The organism is Halobacillus aidingensis (assembly GCF_900104185.1).
Classification (GTDB): Bacteria; Bacillota; Bacilli; order Bacillales; family Halobacillaceae; genus Halobacillus; species Halobacillus aidingensis.
On sequence record NZ_FNIZ01000007.1, the window covers coordinates 40365 to 57570 of the forward strand.

The window sequence follows — 17206 nt, forward strand, 5'->3', positions numbered from 1 at the left end:
TTATAGAGAAAAAGGAGTGCGGACTATGAAAGTAGCTGTTCTAGGGTCTGGATTGATGGGAAAAGAAGCCGCGCGCGATCTCGTCCACAGTTCGGGGGTCGAGAAAGTCGGTCTCGCAGACATCGACCTCGACCGTTCACAGCGCGTCTCTGATTCATTGAACTCTTCAAAAATACAGGGATTCAAAGTGGATGCCGGAAACCAGACCGAACTTGCTGAGTTCATCCAACAATATGATGTCGTCATCAATGCCCTTTTCTACTCTTTCAATGAAATCGTCGCGAAAACAGCGATTGAAGTCGGGGTCCATTCCGTCGATTTGGGCGGACACATCGGTCACATTACCGATAAAGTGTTAGAGCTCGATGAACAGGCGAAAGCAGCAGGAGTCACGGTCATCCCGGATCTCGGTGTCGCTCCCGGCATGATCAACATTTTGTCAGGATACGGTGCAGGGAAACTGGATAAACTTGAATCGATCCGCCTGTTTGTGGGCGGCATTCCGGTAAGGCCGGATCCGCCACTTGAGTACAATCACGTCTTTTCTATGGAAGGATTGCTGGACCATTACTCCGATCCTTCTACAATTATCAGAGATGGAAAACTACGTGAAGTCGAGTCATTGACGGAAATTGAAAACATCTATTTTGAACGATTCGGTCCACTTGAGGCTTTTCATACCTCCGGCGGGACGTCGACGCTGCTGAAATCGTACCCGCACATTGATAGTCTGGAATACAAGACGATCCGTTATCCCGGACATGCAGAGAAAATGAAGCTGCTCGTTGATCTCAACCTGACCGGAGCGAATCAAGTCGTAAATATCCGAGGAACGGAAATCAAGACGAGGGAAGTGCTGCTGAAGAGCATCGATCCTCTTCTTGAGCTGAAGGATAAAGACGATGCTGTCCTGCTCCGCGTCATCGTCGGCGGAGAGAAAGCGGGGGTGCGGAAAACATGTGAATATGAAATGGTCACCTATAAAGACAGGGCGACCAACGTCACAGCGATGGCCCGCGCAACAGCCAACACCATCTCTGTCGTCGCACAATTGATCGGCGGAGGAACGATTACGAAACGAGGGGTATGCCCACCGGAAACGATCGTCCCAGGTGATGTTTATATTGATGAAATGATGAGGCGTGGGGTTGTGATAAGAGAACAGGCGTAGGTTTTTGGAGAAGGCCGGACATTTGTCTGGTCTTTTTTGTTTTTGTGGTTCCTCTCTTTGTGGTTCCAGGTACAGTTTCCTGTTTGTTGGGTACCGGGTACGAAAAATAACTTTGCCGTACCCGGTACCCACACACGAGCGCCTCGTGCCGGGTTTGATGCTCAGTGTTTCACATGGATGTAGAAATTTTTACATGTAGTTTAGGAACTAACGAATGAAAACGGTTATCCTAGGTGTAAGCTGGACGGTTTGTTAAAGCTTTGTGAAAAAAGCAACAAACGACAGATAATGGGTTTAAAAGAACGTATGATTAGGTATGTATAATGAAAAACGGGGAGTGCGGTATATTTGCATATAAAAGGGATCGAACATTTGAAGTTTCATAGTCAGTTAAGCTTGAAGCAAGTGGAAGATCGTATCATCATAACGGCAGACTTTCCGAAAGAATTACGGGTAGCATTAGGGATGAGAGAGCCATTTTTGTACGTCACCCTTTATGTCAGGGGAGGCGCACGAATCAAAATCATTGATGAAGACAATGCTACGTTACACATTCCATCCAAAAAGGATTTTGAACAGAAAACCTATAATAAGATCATCAATTTTGCCAAGGAGCATGCGAAGCAATTCCGTTCTTAATGGAAGGAAGTGCACAGCATGACATGCTAAGGACAAAACCCTGATTTTTCAACAATTGCAGCATAAAAACAAAGAGGACCTTTCCATTTATTATGGAAAAGTTGAAACCAGTAACGTTCTCTTCTAAAGAGGGGAAAATGTTACTGGTTATTTAATTTATCTCGAAACTGAGTCTTCCACTAAAGGGCAGGTTTGTGGAAGACTCAGTTTCGAAATAATTTTAGATTTGAAACTAAATTTGATTAGTATCGTATACGTAATAAAAGATTGTTAAGTAACATTAGAGTTGAAGAAGAAAATATGAGTAGCATATGGGTGGGGAGATATATTGAGTACAGTGGTTTATATGGTGAGGCATGGTGAATCGCCGAAAGAGGGAAATGAAAGAACAAGAGGTTTGACAGAAAAAGGTTATATGGATGCTCAACGAGTAACTGATATTTTGAAGAAAGATGAAAGAATTGACGTAGTTGTTTCAAGTCCATACATACGTTCAATTTCTACTGTTAAAGAGATAGCAAAACAGATAGGGCAGGAAGTTTTAGTTTTTGAGGATTTACGAGAGAGGAATTTTTCATCTAAAGACAGAAGATTAACTGATTCGGAACTACGACCAATATTGGAAGAGTCGTTTCTAGATACGAATTATTTTTTCGAAGGAGGAGAATCAAATGCTGATTGTCAAAAAAGATCAATAAAAGTTTTAAAAGAACTATTAGACACTTATAGAGAAAAGGAAATAGTGATAGGTACCCACGGTGCTGTTATGACCCTGATGATGAGGTATTTCGACAGCACTTATGACTTGGATTTTTTACATAGTACGTCCAAACCTGATATTTATAGAATGGAATTCAACGAACAGCAATTGGTGAATGTTGAAAGAATATGGGGGAAAGTTTAAATCACAAAAAGAATGAGCAGTTACTGTGAAATAAGATCAGACGTATTAATGGTCTAATAAATTGTCACTTCATTTAAATAATATGCAATTATTAAGTTGAACTTCATGTATAACTAACGGGGGTTTTAGCTGCACATTGGCTATCGCTCATTGTATTAAGTTTAAAAAAGAACTGTTTTTATTTCGCAAACCAGACTAGTAGGAGGAAGTTTGATGTGAAGAAGTTGTTACTGTTATTTCATTTAGCTTTTTGTAGTATTACCTTAATTGCTTGTCAGTCTCATATGGAAGAGAGTACTTTATTAGATAGTGTATCTGATATTTCAATTTCCAAATCTAATGGTTATGGGGGATTAAATGAAAATTATTCTGTTTCCATTAACCAATCAAAAGATATATCGACTTTTAATGGTATTTTAAAAAATGCAAAAAGAGTAAATAGGAAGGTTGATGTGAATAACGAAAAACCTGACTACGACATATTAGTTCGTTATGAAAATGGGGAAACTCATGGATTACATCTTGTGCTTGGAAACGAAGGGGAAGAAAGTATAGTTATGCATATTGGACACGAAAAGAATGGATTCAATGTTTCTTCAGAAGATACAAAAGTGCTAAAAAGCATAATTGATATTCAATAAACCTTATTCAACAAACAGTTGAGGTAGTTTAAGATCTACTTCAAGATATCTCGAATTCAAGTCTTACATAAACGGGGGCGTTTGCTTAATACGGACGCTCTAAATACATAAGCTTTAGGGACTATGGTGTGGTATTTAGCTGGCATGGCAAATTAGTGCAATGAAAATTGAAAGAGAGGTGTTTATCTTTGTGGGAGATTATTAGAGGTAATGAAAATTTTTATATTCTTACGTACTCCCTAATTGCATTGATAATTAACCTTGATTACTTAAGGGATTTTAAAAATATCAAAAAAGGACTTAGCGATATTTCCTCTGATGAAGAGTTGGAAGTCGACACCAAATCTATGTCCTTACTTATTATTGTATTGATATTTAACTTCTTTCGAAGATGGTTCATTTATTTACTGCGCGGTAAAATCCCTTGTACCTGGCTGTTATTGATGTAATTTACATCTCCATTTTTGTTATTTATCTATTTAGCTTCTAAATTTTTATTGTAATAAGGAAAAGTGAAAGATTTGCTTCAATACATCTCGAATTCGAGTCTTCAAGTAACAGGGGCTTTCACGAAATACAGAAGGCGCCTATTATTGCTTTCTGAGGCAACATTGAGAATATTGTGGCTGTTACAAGAAAACAGGATGAGTAACTAAGGAAATTATTATTTACATTTTTCTACGGGGGTACTTATGAAAATTCACTATTATTTAGGTTGGTTTAGAAACTTTTTTCCAGAGAATCTAGAAAGGGTTTTACAGGAGGACATAACAGATAGAAAATCAATTGTTATGATTAGCTCAAATCCATCTCTGTATGAAGATGATGGTGCTACTGAACGGTCGTGGCTTGATCAGGCTGGCATTATGTTTGATGAATATCATTTAATTAATTATCGCGTCCAGAAGGAAGATGCCCAAAGGTTAATTCACAATGCTTCAGTTATTTTCTTATTGGGTGGAAATATTCTTAAACAAAATGATTTTTTGATGGAATATGAATTATCGGATTGGATTAAAAAAAGCAGAGCAGTTGTGATGGGGGCAAGTGCTGGTGCAATCAACATGTCCGCTAAATGGTTATGCTCGAAAAACTTCGGAGATGAAGTTGAAGTAAGCTCTGTTTACGAAGGAATCGGCCTTGACGAGTTTTCCGTCTTATCTCATTTTGATCTTGAAAATAACATGGAGCTTGTTCAAAGAGAACTGTCTCCCTTGTCAGAAGAAATAAATATTTATGCATCGAACAAAGATTGCGCTGTTCGTATAAAGGGGGACAAAATTGACATTATTGGCAATGTATATTTAATTTCTAAATCAAAAATTCAGAAATTGGATAAGACGCTCTAGTTAAGATGAATGGCTAAAGATTATTTGTATTAATTTCTTTTAGCAGATCTCTATTTTTGCATTTAGTGAAGGAAAACACGCAAATGTACTACATATGCTACGGCAACTGAGTAGGTTGAAAGTATAAGAGTATCTCGGAATCAAGTTTTATAAAAACGGGGGCAATTCCTCAATAAAGGAAATCGTCATTGAGAAAGCTCGGTTATTAGCTGGTTATTAAGTTTGTACTATTTGAGGAGGTATAAATTAGTTGGATATTTGGGTTACACATTATGATGCTGATCCTTATAAATTAGAGGATATTGATGAACAAACAATTAATGCTTATGAGAGAAATCTTAACCTTAAGTTGCCACTTAGCTATAAGAGGATACTACAAAATTAAAACGGCGGAATTATTAAATATAACTCAATTCATGCAAGTGGCTTTCCAGAAGAGGACGTTTACTTAGAAATTAACCACATTTATGGAATTTGCCATCCTGGGTTATTAGACAGTCCATATTTGATTAAGGAGTGGGACCTTCTTCAAAATATTTTAGTCTTTAATGGAGAAGGAAACGCTTGGTTTGTTTTAGATTATTCCTCTGAACCACCCCATGTCATATATATTGAAGCAGATAGTAAAGAAGTAATAAAAGTAGCTGCCAGCTTTGAAGAGTTTCTGAAAAAACTTACTTATAAAGAATTGAGCCAAGAATATGAGAAAGACAGTTGGTCGAAGGAAGAAGCTGAAACAATATTTTTAGGTCAAGAGGAATTTCTGATAGAAGAGGTGCTTCTTAGCTATCAGGACACGGAAGATATTGAGTGGTATTTAGCCAAGCTATTGCAACTTACTGAGCATTCAAGTTTATTAGTTAGGGAAGCAGTGGCAAGTGTCATAGGAGTTAAAACAGAATATTTCCTTTATGAATCTCCAGAGCCTTCTTTGAAAATTCTTAACGGGATTATAAACAATTTGTCTAGGGATAAAAGCAAAGATATAAGGAGGGAGATGAAGGAAGTAAAAGAACAGTATGACCTATAGATTATCTTGAAACTGAGTCTTATGTAAACGGGGACGATTGTTAAGATAGGGGCATAGAGTATATACCCCGCATTCAGGGAGAAAAGTCTCTCTGAATGCGGTTTCTCTTATATGTTTTAGGATTGGTAAGAAGGAAAAATGTTTACCTGTAAGATTTTATCTTAAGTACAGTAAATGAAAAAAATGTCTTTCAAGTAAATGCAGCCACTTTAAAATACCTTCAGCAACTTACTGGCCAGGTCATCTGAAAAAAATCCAAAATCATTAATTTTTTGCTTTTTAGATATGTAATGAAACAGACTTCAAAAACATTTAAGATTAAAAAGGACCCTGCTATGTTATAAAATTCATAAAAAAAGGGGCATATAGCCCCTTATCAATCCTGTGTTTATGGTGATGTACCCTTTATACAAAAATATAAACATAAATTTTGTATATTTTGAATTGATACCAAAAATATCCTCTTTGGCTTTAAATATTTTTAAGAATAATGGACCTAATCAATTTTCCAAACACTATTCCAATAGGTAAGAATAGTATAGGTAGCCACATTGAACCCAAAAGAACACCACCAATTTCAAACGTTGATGAATAGATCAAACCAATTGTTATAAAAAATGCAGAAAAGGCAAAGGGAATAAATGCATATGGTTCCTTTCCGCCCCCAGCATCATTAAATGCATCCCACATAACAAATATATACAAACAAGGATAAAACATTAACCACTGATAATTTGTTTGTACAATAGCTTCCTCTATTTTTCCATGAAAGCTTAAATAAATAACTTCATTAAAGTTTGATTTAACATTAATGAAAATTTCTAAAACAATAAATATAAAACCCTTTATTATCTTTCCGTTTAGGATTTGTGCAATGCCAGGCAATGCAATACTCCAAAAAATTACTTCAAGAACTTTGCTTTTATCCTCTACTATTTCATTTTTTGGATAGTTCATCACGGTCTAATGCCCGTGGCGGTTCTTCCATCCACCCATTTTTAATCATGATTTTAGCCCCGTCATCAGCATATTTTAATATTTCCGCAACTAACCTGCTATACATAACGCCAATATCCCTTCTTGGACTCATGGACATGCTTCCTCCGTAATATCCTATACTAAGTGCAATTAAACTTGTTGTATAAAACATCATTTTCCTGTCAGAAAAAGTGTACGTAATAGAATCAGTAACCTCTGTATCCCATGTCATAGGACAAGGTAAATCACTTTCTTTTAGAAATGAACCAAATATTTCACAATGCTTATTTGCGATTTGCTTTCCTCTTAATAGGAATTGTGTTACTTCTTCATCCTGGGCAACTTGGCTATAACCAATTAAGGTGGCTGCCCCTAATGCGTTCCTTTGAAAGTTGGTATATAGGTTTGTGATTTCGGTACCTATAAGGGGTCTTTTTTCTCCAAAAAAGCCTGCCAAAAAACTTTTCTGTTTTACAAAATCATATGATTCAGGTTTCGGGAGGTAGGGTGACCTGATATACAGTCCTTTCGCCAATAATATATCATTCGTTTGTTTGATAAGGTTATCTGATTCACTTATACATTGACTAAAAAAGCTATAAACATCTTCCCTTACTGCAACAGGTAAAGCAGTGCTATATGCATTTAAACCAATCTTACCCATTTGATTAACATTATTTAAATAATATGTATCAGAAAACAACCTTGGTGCATTCACATCAACGTCTTCATTTAATTTAAAACCATGAGGAACAGGGTAACCTTCCCGAGTAAATATCTCTGTTATTGTGTTAACGTGCGATTGTGAAATGTCTAATGCATATTGAATAACAGATTTAATTTCAGTATCTTCTACTGTATTGAGATAATATTTTAAATGGCAAAGGGAACCACTGTCATTCATGTATGTAGCCCATAAATTTGTTATCTCGGCCGATGTTAACTTGACGTTTTGTTGAATGAACTCCATTGTCTTCACTCCAAATCAAATGTTGTCTAACCTTCAGTTTATCCATTATGTAACTATATATGTATAGTCGTCTTATGAGAATATGGAGAAGATTAGGAATTTAATAAAAAGTATCCATCCATTTGAGGAGCCTGTAATAAATGTTGTGCCATTAATTACGTAGCTTATGAAATAATATCTTGATTTCGAATCTTCTTGTATCAGGGGCGATTACTCAATATGAGTGGTCGCTCTTTCTTTACTTATGAAATAAACAGTTAAAGCGGGTAACCAAAATAATTAATGACTTTAAAATAGGGGATACTAGCCAAAACAAATTGGTTGAGGTGTTTTATGAGACGATTTATTTTGGTTCCAATGATTATTTGTTTACTTATTATATCTCCAAGTCAAGTAAATGCAATTTCTATGCCCTGCAGTATGGTTTTAGAACCTGTTGATCAAAATTTAATAAATGCAAAGGGAACGGCATTAGTATACAAAGTCCAGCTATTCCCACCAAGTTTTGCTCGCACTAATATCAGCATTCTTGCTGTACATCTTCCAGAACCCTCAAACTATGGGGCTTTTGATAGTTACGAAGGATTTGCCTATATTCGCGAAGAAATAAGTTGGAGGTTTAGACTATTCCCTACTCCTGAAGAAATTAGTCCAACATGGGCAGGAAGATTTGATCTAATTACAGCGGAAATGAAAAACGTGGAGGTACAAGTGAGACTCTCGAATACCAAAACCAAAAAGTTAGGTCCAATTGTATTAAAAAATAATATCGATCAGTGCAAATAGGGTAATTAGAGTTATATAACGTTTCAAGAATACCTTAAAACTGAGTCTTAAACAAATTGGGGCGGTTGTTACATAAGGTACTGTTTTAATAAGTCGGAATTATTGTATAAGCTCTATAAGAATTCAGAAAAAGAATAAAGTTTTCTTCAATGTGGACATACACTCACAGTACAGGGGTGTTTACATTGAAAAAAATTTGGACGGGAATTCTGTTAATTGGTATCGTCACTGCTGGTTTTTTGGTTTCTTTATCTGTTTTCGAAAATGAGGAAAATCAAGTGTCAAAAAATCCCCAAAGTGAAGTAACCGGAGAAGACTCAGAAGAAGTTGCTGAAATCATTAGCTATATTAAAGATGGATTTTCAAATCACGACAAAATAAAGAATGTTTATTTTGACAAAGATCAAAAGGCTATTTCTATTGAATCAACCTTGACAAAAGACGATCTTCAGGAAGGCTTGCGATTTGAAAAAGAACTTGTGAAACAACTTCAATTGTACAATCAATCAGGTGATAGAATTTCATATCTGGTTGTAATTAATTTTAGTGACGGAACGGCATTTTCAAGTTCAGCCTTTATGAATTAATTACGTTATTAAGAAAAATAGTTCGGTCATTTTTATTTACTAATTTTATCTTGAATTCGAGTATTAATGAAACGGTGGCTAATCTTGAACAATAGTTGGTTTTTTAAAAAAATTGAACTAAACAAGGTTGGTGTAATAGGTATATAAGGGGTGATTAGTTGAAGAATTGGTGGAGATGGTTTTACATTTCTTTTGTGATGTTGATTACATTTACGATATTGCAGTATAGATTTTTAATTTGGATTACTCAAGAAAAACCAGATACCATTTATTTAATAGGGTGGGGGATATCTTTATTAGTCGTAGTTGGGTTACTAATTTACAAAAGGAAACAAGAGAGTAACATACAAGAACTTAAGCAGGAAAATGAACGATTGAGAGAAGCGGTAGAGTATTACCGTAGTAATGCTAGTATTTGAACGGATGTAAAAATGCTCTAATACATATTGTATGGTGCTAAATAAAAAAAGAGTAAAAGATATCTCGAATCTGTGTCTGACAGAAACGGGGGCGATTATTCAATAAGAATGGTCGCCTTTTTTAGTGAAGAGTTGGAAAGGATTGTGGAGGAATCAACTACAAAATAATTAGTATGAAACGAGATAGGGTCTTCTTTCGTAGATATATTAGAAACGAAATGAAAATATCGAAGTAGGACTGTTAACGAATCTTCGTGTAAAGATTAGAGGTGGTCAAAGTGATAAGTTATATTAAATTCTTCCTCTGCATGATTGTCGGCCTTTTGCTATGGAATGTATTGTCCTCATCTGATAACCAGACACTCGTTGACATTATTGGGATCTCTTTTTTTACTACATTTTTCAAATGGTTATATGAGGTGTCTTTCGAAGGGGCAGAGGGTACTGAAAAAATTTAAATTAAGGTCATTAATGGAGATGGATATAATATGAGATGTTTATGTAAACAAAAAGAAACGAATGAATTAAAAGTTGAAGGAGATGTGGGCGCAGAACCTATCTGGTGTAATCGCTGTAATTGTAACCTTGACATAGAAGAAATTCCAATAAAACTCGATTTGAAGCTGGAGTTATTTGAATGGGTTAAGAAGTATGGGGAATGGATTGATTGGGATAAAGATGGAATAGTTCCTAACGGCGTTGAACTTGAAGAAGAGCATAATAAAGAAGGATTGAAATTAACAGAAAAAGTACAGAAAGAACTTGAAGGAAAATATAAAGTTTCATTTTCACCTTCAACATTTGCGAAAACATAATACATAGGGAAAAGTCATCTTTACTGTATTAACGGGTGCTAAAGTAAATGATTCCACAAGATATATCTCGAACTTGAGTCTTCACGAAACGGAGGCGTCTGTTCAATATAGAATATGTTCACTAATAGAACAGGAGAGAGGGAGGAGAGTTTTTTATGAAAAGAATCGTAATTGGCGGATTCATAATGTTAGGTGGATTATTAATAACACTAACAATTATTTTATCTGGAGCTATATATGCAACCCAAATTACGTCATGGTCTGGAAAGTCAAAGTTATGGCACGCAATTTTTGGTGATAAACAATATGGTGATGAAGTCGTACAGTCATTATTCTTAGGGTTTCCATTCATATTAGGAGTAATCATTACAGTCTTGGGTTTAGTTATTTTAGGTATTGAATATTACAAAACTATTGAAAAGAAGATTAAGTGAACTTTTGATCAACTAAAGTGGGAGTTAGTGTGAGATCTACTTCAAGATATCTTTAAAGCAAGTCTTCAACAATCGGAGACGATTATTCAATAAGAATGATCGCCTTTTTTTATTAAAGAGTTGGGCAGGATGGTGGAAGACTTAGTTTCGAGATAAATTAGAAAACACTCTATAATGAAAGCTTGCTATCAAAGCAGAGGATTAATAGCAAGATTCCAAATACATAGAAGAAAAATTTCATATTAATCCATCTCTTCATCCGTATTTTTGTTGCAAATACAACAAAAGTAAGTTAAGTTGAGTATATGATGATAAATGTTGCATTTGCAACAAAAATAATCACAGAGGGGTTCAATATGAAGGAAATACTACGTGAAATTGGAATGATAGCGAGGGCGTTAGATTCAATAAGTAATATAGAATTCAAAGAATATGACCTCACAAGAGGGCAGTATTTATATCTTGTGCGAATCTGTGAAAACCCAGGAAGCATTCAAGAAAAAGTAGCTGAGCTGATAAAAGTAGATCGTACCACAGCAGCCCGCTCTATTAAGAAACTTGAAATGAATGGGTTTATTGTGAAGAAAGAAGACGAACATAACAAAAAAATCAAAAAGCTTTATCCAACCGAGAAAGGGAAAAAGATTTTTCCTATTATAAAAAGAGAAAATGACTATTCCAATGCTGTAGCCCTAGATGGGTTGTCCGAAGAAGAAATAGAAATCCTTTTCGACCTTCTTCAAAGAGTAAGAAGAAATATAGAAAAAGACTGGGAATTTGTTAAAAAAGGAAACAAGAGAAGTTATTGAGTATAGAGAGGAGCGAAAGGTTTAAATGAATATAAATATGACAAGGTGTACTTTGGAAGATGCAGAAACACTTCAAGAAATTGGTTCTAAAACATTTAAAGAAACGTTTGAGGACCAAAATTCAAATAAAAATATGAAGGCCTATTTGGAAGAGGCATTCAACATAAAGCAAGTAGAAAAAGAGTTATCCAATCCTTCATCGCAATTCTTTTTTGTAACTTTTCATGATGAGATCGCTGGATATTTAAAGGTTAATACTGGCGATGCTCAGTCTGAAGAAATGGATGATGACTCTCTTGAAATCGAACGGATTTATATTCTCAATAAATTTCAAAAGCATGGACTTGGTAAATATCTGTTTAATAAAGCTGTGGAAATGGCTATGGAACAGAATAATAATAAAATCTGGCTGGGCGTGTGGGAAAAGAATGAAAATGCCATTTCTTTCTACAAGAGATTGGGGTTTGTTCAAACTGGAGCGCACTCTTTTTTTATGGGCGATGAAGAACAAACGGACTTAATAATGGTTAAAAGACTCCAATACTAAGGAAAGAGGTGATTGATGATGTATATCCCTAAGCATTTTAAAGTCACAGACTTCGATGAAATCAAAGATTTTATTCAGAGGAACTCTTTTGGAACGATCGTAACGACCAACCAAGGAAAACCTATAGCGACTCACTTACCTTTGGAGTTACATAAACAAAAGGATGATTACTATCTTACTGGACATTTGGCTTATGCGAATCCGCAGTGGAAAACTTTCGGGGATGACCCTGTTCTTGTTATGTATCAAGGACCTCATGCTTACATTTCATCCTCATGGTATAAGACTGAAAATGTGCCTACATGGAATTATCAGGCTGTCCATGTATATGGAACGGCTAGTCTTATGAGTGAACAAGAATTACAGGATGACCTGAAAGCTCTACTGCAAAAATATGAGCAAAACCGTGAAAATGCAGCGTTATGGGAGAACTTCTCTCCAAAAACGAAAAACCAAACCAAAGGCATTGTTGGATTTAAAGTAAAAGTGCAAGAGGTTCAAGCCGCATATAAATTGAGTCAAAATCGAAATGAAGAGGATTATGACAACATTATTCATAAACTATATAAGGAGAAAGATTTAAACTCTCAACAATTGGCTGAAGTGATGAAAGCTAGAAAAAACAAGTGATGCATTCTTTGTATAAAGATATTTAAAGTTTGAAATCGATTCTTAAATAATCGGGGCTTTAGTTTAATAAGCCCAATACTAAAAACGAACTTCCAATCGCATGGAAGTTCGTTACTTTATAAGATAATATCATCACTATTAGGGGGGATCATTTGGTTACTCACCTAATACTCTTATATTATGTGCCTAAGTTTACTGTATCCCTTATAAAAAAAGCGTATGAAATCAAGAATGTAAAATCTGATTTCATACGCTTTTTCATTTTAGTTTAGAACCGTGAACAGTTTATACTTATATCCGAGCTGCAGTTGAGTATTATTGAACAGCAGCCTGTACGTCGATCACTCCGTTTCCATAATAGAAGGAATCACCAAGAGGAACAGCTGTGTCAATTAATGTTTGACGGATCTGATCATTCGTCAATGCAGGATCATCGGCTAATAGTAAAGCAGCTGCCCCTGCGACATGCGGGCTTGCCATGGAAGTACCGTTAAAGCGCTCATAATCATTGCCTGGTACAGAACTTAAAATATCAACACCAGGAGCCATTACTTCAAGTTCATCCCCGACACTGGAAAATGATGCTCTATTATTGGCACTATCTACAGCACCAACAGCCATGGCTGCTTCATATTTTGCAGGATAACCGATGGTGTTTTTCTTCCCTCTAGATCCTTCATTTCCAGCAGCAGCTACGACTAATAGACCCTGAGCATCAGCATTGTTTACCGCTTGTTCTAGAGTGGCCGAACCGCGGCTTCCGCCGAGACTCATATTAATAATGTCCATGTCATTGCTAATGGCCCACTCAATTCCTTGAGCAATTCCACTGTAAGAACCGCTGCCTTCGCTGCTTAATACTTTAACGGCGTAGAGCTCAGTAGATGGTGCTACACCAAGCACACCTAGTGTATTATTTACACCTGCAACCGTTCCAGCTACGTGGGTACCATGACCATTTCCATCCACTAAGGCGTTCGGTTCACCGCTAACAAAACTCTCTCCGCCAGCTACGTTCAAGTCTTCATGTGTTCCATCAATACCAGAGTCAAGAATAGCTACCTTTACGCCATGTCCAGTCGTTCCTTGAGCTTGGACATCATCCGCATTAATTTGGGAGATTCCATAGGGCGTCGTTTGACTTGTTGCTTGTGCGGTATGATCTTTCTCTACATAAGCTACATTAGGGTTGTTGGATAAGGCTTTTACTGCTTGTTCCGGCAGCTTGGCATGTACAACATTCATATATTTATATTCATGAAGTACTTTCCCTCCTGCGCCTTTGACGGCATTCTGGTTCACTTTTGATTTAAAGCCAATTAAGTATTCTTCCACCTGTGCCTTTTGCTCAGCCGCTTTTTCAACGGAAGCTTGGGCTATGTTATTGAATGAAAAGACTAAAGCTAAAGCAAACACTAACATAAACCCGGCTACTTTCCACATGTGTTTATGCATCCAATTCCTCCTTTAATTTTTATCCAGAATTAATTTTAAATTCTGAATAGTGTTAACATTATGATAACATGTGTGGTGTGACTGGTGTTTGGGAAATGGATAGGTGAAAAAGGCCGCTTAAAGGCTGATTGAAGGATCAACTTGGGCAAGTTTAATCATGGGATTGTACTTGCATCGGCATTGCCTGGAAATAGAGTTTTGCCCTCCACAAACTATGTGTAAGTCTATTAATAAAGTATTCTAATTCATTGCCGAATTCTAAATAATGGACATCGAATATGAGTTGATTTGGTACGTCTGCTTATGTATAGGGGGAGAGACTAATGAATCTTTCAAAAGTCCTATTTTTACTGTGTTTTTTATTCTTACTTTTAGCTGGCTGTAATAGCAGCATTAATGAGAGCGAGACTCTAGGCAATCCAACACCAAAAGATTTCTTGAAGAATGAAAATGCAGATATTTTTCTTCTTGGGGGGATTGTTTATTCAAATGCTCAGGATGTGGAATGGGTTGGAGAACTAGATTATAGATTAGGTGAACAAATAGGAGAAGTAACTAAGCAAACAGATAAGGCTAGTAGTTTTTCTAACGGTACAGCAAATAAATTACCAGTTGGAGTTAAAATATACGACACAAACACACCAGTAAGCATAGCAATTGTGGATGACAAGCATATACCATATCTTAAAATGATTGAAGGGTAATCCAGAGTTGGGTCGGTCTTTAATGAAAAAACGGTATAATTTCGAGATCATGTTTTCAGGTATAGAGGGCGATAATTCCATAAAAACTGTGTCCTTTTCATTACTTAAGAATTGGCAGGAGAGCCAAGGACTCGATTTAGTGATCGTACATAACTAATATTGAGTTAATCGATTCAATTTGAAATAATTGGTATGTGAACATTTTTGACTATTTAGGAGGATTATATGGAAGAAAAGTTTTTTGACACTTCTTTCTTTGAAAGAGAAACTTTGCAGGAAGTTGCTAATTTGTATTGTCGTACTTTTATGGGTAATGAGTATTCTAATGTAGAATTAGCTGCTGCAGAAGAGAATATTCAAAAGCATACGAAGTATGAAGGATTTATTGGTTTAACAGCAAAAGATTTAAAAGGTAAATTGATAGGCTTTTCTTATGGCTATAAGAGTCTACCAGGTCAATTTTATAGAGGGAAATTAGAAAAACAGTTAAATTATAAAGAAGTTGCTTACTGGTTAAGTGATTGTTTCGAATTTGTAGAATTAGCTATTGATCCATTACATAAAAGAATGGGCATCGGAAGCTCACTCCACAATAAGATTCTTGATAGAGTTCCATATACGACTTCTGTTCTGACCACAGCGGTAGGTAACAGACCAGCTATCAACCTATATAAAAACAAGGGATGGAAAGTAATCAAAGAAAATGCCCCTGTTATTTCGTCGCATCACCCTCAAGTTATTCTAGGGTTAGATAGTAAGAATTTTTTTACCTATAGAAAGTGAAGAGAGCACTTCCACTTTCGATAAATTCAGGTGAGAAATATCTTTTATGAATTTAGGAATGCATCAAAACATTGTAATAATCCGAGAAGGAGAGATTGAATGGACAGTCAGAAAGAACTTAAAGAACATTTATATACTTTAGAAACAACTTTACTAAAGGATGACGTTAGAAAGTCTGCTGATACATTAAATGAGTTATTAGCCGATGATTTTGTTGAGTACTCAAGCACAGGAGAAATATACGACAAAGAGAACATTTTGAATCGTTTACCAAGTGAAAACGATCCTGGGATAACAATGCGTGATTTTGAAATTAAGTACCTATCGCCAAAAGCCGTACTAACTACGTTCAAGGTATTTATAGAAAGTAAACAGAAACACTCTTTAAGAAGCTCTGTGTGGAAGTTTAATGATGGAAGGTGGCAAATGACATTTCACCAAGGAACTGTCACAGACTTAAGTCAAGGCAAACCATCGTAATAAGTGTAAAGGAACGTCTCATTTCATCAATATGGTTGTATTAATGTGGTTCATATAATTACTACGAAAAGAGGGGTTCCATGAAGGTTACGGATTACTCAAAAGTAGCGAAAGTTTATGATAACAACTCTTATAGATCCAAAGAAATGAAGCTAGATACCGACTTAGAAGCATACATACAAAATAACCCTAAAACATCCTACAAATTTTTGGATCTAGCTTGTGGAACAGGTATTTACCTCAATTACCAATCCATCTCACTCAAGGAGTTTAACATTAACTGGCATGGTCTTGATGCCTCACAAGCCATGCTTAATAAAGCGAAAGACAAAGTTGAAGGTGCAGCATTTGAGAAAGGGTTTGCGGAGAGCATGCCTTATGAAGATGAGAACTTTGATGTCATAACCAATAATTATGCTTTTCATCACTTTGTTGGGAAAGAGAAAGGACTGGACGAAATTCATCGAGTTTTAAAAAGAGATGGAGTTTTTAAATTGCATACGATCGATATATACGGAATGAAAAATTGGTGGGTTTATCGTTACTTTCCATCTGCGTTATTAGAAGATTATAAGAGGTTTTGGAGTAAGGAAGTTTTATTTAGAGAGCTATCTCAAAGAGATTTTGACGTTAGGATAGATTGTAAGTATCAAATGGAAAACATTAAAATAGCTGACTATTTAGAACTCGTGGAAAATAGGGATATATCTGTGCTTACCCTGATTGATGATGAGGAATATAACCAAGGCCTTTATCGGATGAAGCAAGACTTAAAAATATCCCCTGACAAGAAGGTGACGAATGATTTTTCAGATTTAATTTGTATAGCTCAAAAAAACTGAACTTTCGAAGAGACTGGATGTATGAGTTCCCTTAATGAATTGAAGTCGATAGAGAAAAGAGAGGGAAATCCCTCGGAACGAAAAAATCGAAGCTTGCGGAGAAAGCCAACATTTCTCCGCAAGCGTTATTTTTGGCTAAAAAAAAGAGTATTGGAAAAAATAGAAGGGATAGACTAACAGTTTAATGGATTAACGTAGTACAAAAGGACTCCCTTTAAACAGTAGAATCGGTT

Annotated in this window: 21 protein-coding genes; 18 read left to right on the forward strand and 3 right to left on the reverse strand. The window is 35.9% G+C overall.

Features of this window, described 5'->3' with window-relative positions; genetic code table 11:
- Positions 1 to 16 precede the first annotated feature (16 nt).
- The 6 genes from BLS23_RS08495 to BLS23_RS08525 all read left to right on the forward strand — a co-directional run bounded on the left by BLS23_RS08495 (position 17) and on the right by BLS23_RS08525 (position 5734).
- The gene (locus BLS23_RS08495) at positions 17 to 1171 is read left to right on the forward strand and encodes a saccharopine dehydrogenase family protein (RefSeq protein ID WP_341845040.1); all 1155 of its coding nucleotides are present in this window, start codon (positions 17 to 19) and stop codon (positions 1169 to 1171) included.
- 348 nt (positions 1172 to 1519) lie between these two features.
- Positions 1520 to 1810 (forward strand): hypothetical protein, encoded by a 291-nt coding sequence (locus BLS23_RS08500; RefSeq protein WP_244157135.1) that lies wholly within the window; start codon positions 1520 to 1522, stop codon positions 1808 to 1810.
- Positions 1811 to 2138: 328 nt separating this feature from the next.
- Positions 2139 to 2714, forward strand: coding sequence for a histidine phosphatase family protein (locus tag BLS23_RS08505; protein WP_089652127.1), 576 nt, complete (start codon positions 2139 to 2141; stop codon positions 2712 to 2714).
- A 215-nt stretch (positions 2715 to 2929) separates the two neighbouring features.
- Complete coding sequence (locus BLS23_RS08510; protein ID WP_089652128.1) at positions 2930 to 3355, forward strand: YhfM domain-containing protein; 426 nt, start codon at positions 2930 to 2932, stop codon at positions 3353 to 3355.
- A gap of 692 nt (positions 3356 to 4047) precedes the next feature.
- On the forward strand, positions 4048 to 4704 hold the full coding sequence (locus BLS23_RS08520; protein ID WP_089652129.1) for a Type 1 glutamine amidotransferase-like domain-containing protein: 657 nt from the start codon (positions 4048 to 4050) through the stop codon (positions 4702 to 4704).
- 412 nt (positions 4705 to 5116) lie between these two features.
- Positions 5117 to 5734, forward strand: a complete 618-nt coding sequence (locus tag BLS23_RS08525) for an SMI1/KNR4 family protein (protein WP_341845042.1) — start codon at positions 5117 to 5119, stop codon at positions 5732 to 5734.
- 471 nt (positions 5735 to 6205) lie between these two features.
- Here BLS23_RS08525 and BLS23_RS08530 read toward each other — a convergent pair whose 3' ends face one another.
- On the reverse strand, positions 6206 to 6691 hold the full coding sequence (locus BLS23_RS08530; RefSeq protein WP_089652131.1) for a hypothetical protein: 486 nt from the start codon (positions 6689 to 6691) through the stop codon (positions 6206 to 6208).
- Positions 6672 to 7682: a DUF3231 family protein gene (locus BLS23_RS08535; RefSeq protein WP_089652132.1), complete on the reverse strand. Its 1011-nt coding sequence runs from the start codon at positions 7680 to 7682 to the stop codon at positions 6672 to 6674. The genes BLS23_RS08530 and BLS23_RS08535 overlap by 20 nt, the downstream gene beginning before the upstream one ends.
- A 333-nt stretch (positions 7683 to 8015) precedes the next feature.
- On the opposite strand from BLS23_RS08535, the gene BLS23_RS08540 reads away from it, so the two are divergent.
- From BLS23_RS08540 to BLS23_RS08580, 8 genes are all read left to right on the forward strand, one after another.
- Positions 8016 to 8468 carry a YoqH family protein gene (locus tag BLS23_RS08540; protein WP_089652133.1) on the forward strand — a complete coding sequence of 151 codons (453 nt, stop codon included), beginning with the start codon at positions 8016 to 8018 and terminating at the stop codon, positions 8466 to 8468.
- Between the two features lie 185 nt (positions 8469 to 8653).
- Entirely contained in the window at positions 8654 to 9055 is a 402-nt protein-coding gene (locus tag BLS23_RS08545; protein WP_089652134.1) for a hypothetical protein, read from the forward strand.
- A 158-nt stretch (positions 9056 to 9213) separates the two neighbouring features.
- Complete coding sequence (locus BLS23_RS08550; protein ID WP_089652135.1) at positions 9214 to 9474, forward strand: hypothetical protein; 261 nt, start codon at positions 9214 to 9216, stop codon at positions 9472 to 9474.
- Between the two features lie 488 nt (positions 9475 to 9962).
- Positions 9963 to 10289: a hypothetical protein gene (locus BLS23_RS08560; protein WP_089652137.1), complete on the forward strand. Its 327-nt coding sequence runs from the start codon at positions 9963 to 9965 to the stop codon at positions 10287 to 10289.
- 155 nt (positions 10290 to 10444) lie between these two features.
- Positions 10445 to 10723, forward strand: a complete 279-nt coding sequence (locus tag BLS23_RS08565) for a hypothetical protein (RefSeq protein ID WP_089652138.1) — start codon at positions 10445 to 10447, stop codon at positions 10721 to 10723.
- A 356-nt stretch (positions 10724 to 11079) separates the two neighbouring features.
- Positions 11080 to 11532, forward strand: coding sequence for a MarR family winged helix-turn-helix transcriptional regulator (locus BLS23_RS08570; RefSeq protein WP_089652139.1), 453 nt, complete (start codon positions 11080 to 11082; stop codon positions 11530 to 11532).
- Between the two features lie 25 nt (positions 11533 to 11557).
- The gene (gene paiA, locus BLS23_RS08575; RefSeq protein WP_089652140.1) at positions 11558 to 12079 is read left to right on the forward strand and encodes a spermidine/spermine N(1)-acetyltransferase; all 522 of its coding nucleotides are present in this window, start codon (positions 11558 to 11560) and stop codon (positions 12077 to 12079) included.
- A gap of 18 nt (positions 12080 to 12097) precedes the next feature.
- Positions 12098 to 12709, forward strand: a complete 612-nt coding sequence (locus BLS23_RS08580) for an FMN-binding negative transcriptional regulator (protein ID WP_089652268.1) — start codon at positions 12098 to 12100, stop codon at positions 12707 to 12709.
- 315 nt (positions 12710 to 13024) lie between these two features.
- Here the strand turns inward: BLS23_RS08580 and BLS23_RS08585 are convergent, their stop codons facing one another.
- Positions 13025 to 14164 carry a S8 family peptidase gene (locus BLS23_RS08585; RefSeq protein WP_279615120.1) on the reverse strand — a complete coding sequence of 380 codons (1140 nt, stop codon included), beginning with the start codon at positions 14162 to 14164 and terminating at the stop codon, positions 13025 to 13027.
- Between the two features lie 323 nt (positions 14165 to 14487).
- Here BLS23_RS08585 and BLS23_RS08590 point away from each other — a divergent pair, with 323 nt between their 5' ends.
- The 4 genes from BLS23_RS08590 to BLS23_RS08605 all read left to right on the forward strand — a co-directional run bounded on the left by BLS23_RS08590 (position 14488) and on the right by BLS23_RS08605 (position 16973).
- Positions 14488 to 14868: a hypothetical protein gene (locus BLS23_RS08590; protein WP_089652141.1), complete on the forward strand. Its 381-nt coding sequence runs from the start codon at positions 14488 to 14490 to the stop codon at positions 14866 to 14868.
- 225 nt (positions 14869 to 15093) lie between these two features.
- Positions 15094 to 15651, forward strand: coding sequence for a GNAT family N-acetyltransferase (locus BLS23_RS08595; RefSeq protein ID WP_089652142.1), 558 nt, complete (start codon positions 15094 to 15096; stop codon positions 15649 to 15651).
- 99 nt (positions 15652 to 15750) lie between these two features.
- Positions 15751 to 16131 (forward strand): nuclear transport factor 2 family protein, encoded by a 381-nt coding sequence (locus BLS23_RS08600; protein ID WP_089652143.1) that lies wholly within the window; start codon positions 15751 to 15753, stop codon positions 16129 to 16131.
- Positions 16132 to 16211: 80 nt separating this feature from the next.
- A complete protein-coding gene (locus tag BLS23_RS08605) occupies positions 16212 to 16973 on the forward strand; it encodes a class I SAM-dependent methyltransferase (RefSeq protein ID WP_089652144.1) in 762 nt (253 codons plus the stop codon).
- Positions 16974 to 17206 lie beyond the last annotated feature (233 nt).

Coding starts and splice junctions, on each gene's coding strand:
- BLS23_RS08600 (WP_089652143.1), top strand. CDS start 15,751: ATGGACAGTCAGAAAGAACTTAAAGAACATTTATATACTTTAGAAACA.
- BLS23_RS08530 (WP_089652131.1), bottom strand. CDS start 6,691: ATGAACTATCCAAAAAATGAAATAGTAGAGGATAAAAGCAAAGTTCTT.
- BLS23_RS08570 (WP_089652139.1), top strand. CDS start 11,080: ATGAAGGAAATACTACGTGAAATTGGAATGATAGCGAGGGCGTTAGAT.
- BLS23_RS08560 (WP_089652137.1), top strand. CDS start 9,963: ATGAGATGTTTATGTAAACAAAAAGAAACGAATGAATTAAAAGTTGAA.
- BLS23_RS08585 (WP_279615120.1), bottom strand. CDS start 14,164: ATGCATAAACACATGTGGAAAGTAGCCGGGTTTATGTTAGTGTTTGCT.
- BLS23_RS08565 (WP_089652138.1), top strand. CDS start 10,445: ATGAAAAGAATCGTAATTGGCGGATTCATAATGTTAGGTGGATTATTA.
- paiA (WP_089652140.1), top strand. CDS start 11,558: ATGAATATAAATATGACAAGGTGTACTTTGGAAGATGCAGAAACACTT.
- BLS23_RS08535 (WP_089652132.1), bottom strand. CDS start 7,682: ATGGAGTTCATTCAACAAAACGTCAAGTTAACATCGGCCGAGATAACA.
- BLS23_RS08580 (WP_089652268.1), top strand. CDS start 12,098: ATGTATATCCCTAAGCATTTTAAAGTCACAGACTTCGATGAAATCAAA.
- BLS23_RS08520 (WP_089652129.1), top strand. CDS start 4,048: ATGAAAATTCACTATTATTTAGGTTGGTTTAGAAACTTTTTTCCAGAG.
- BLS23_RS08540 (WP_089652133.1), top strand. CDS start 8,016: ATGAGACGATTTATTTTGGTTCCAATGATTATTTGTTTACTTATTATA.
- BLS23_RS08595 (WP_089652142.1), top strand. CDS start 15,094: ATGGAAGAAAAGTTTTTTGACACTTCTTTCTTTGAAAGAGAAACTTTG.
- BLS23_RS08590 (WP_089652141.1), top strand. CDS start 14,488: ATGAATCTTTCAAAAGTCCTATTTTTACTGTGTTTTTTATTCTTACTT.
- BLS23_RS08605 (WP_089652144.1), top strand. CDS start 16,212: ATGAAGGTTACGGATTACTCAAAAGTAGCGAAAGTTTATGATAACAAC.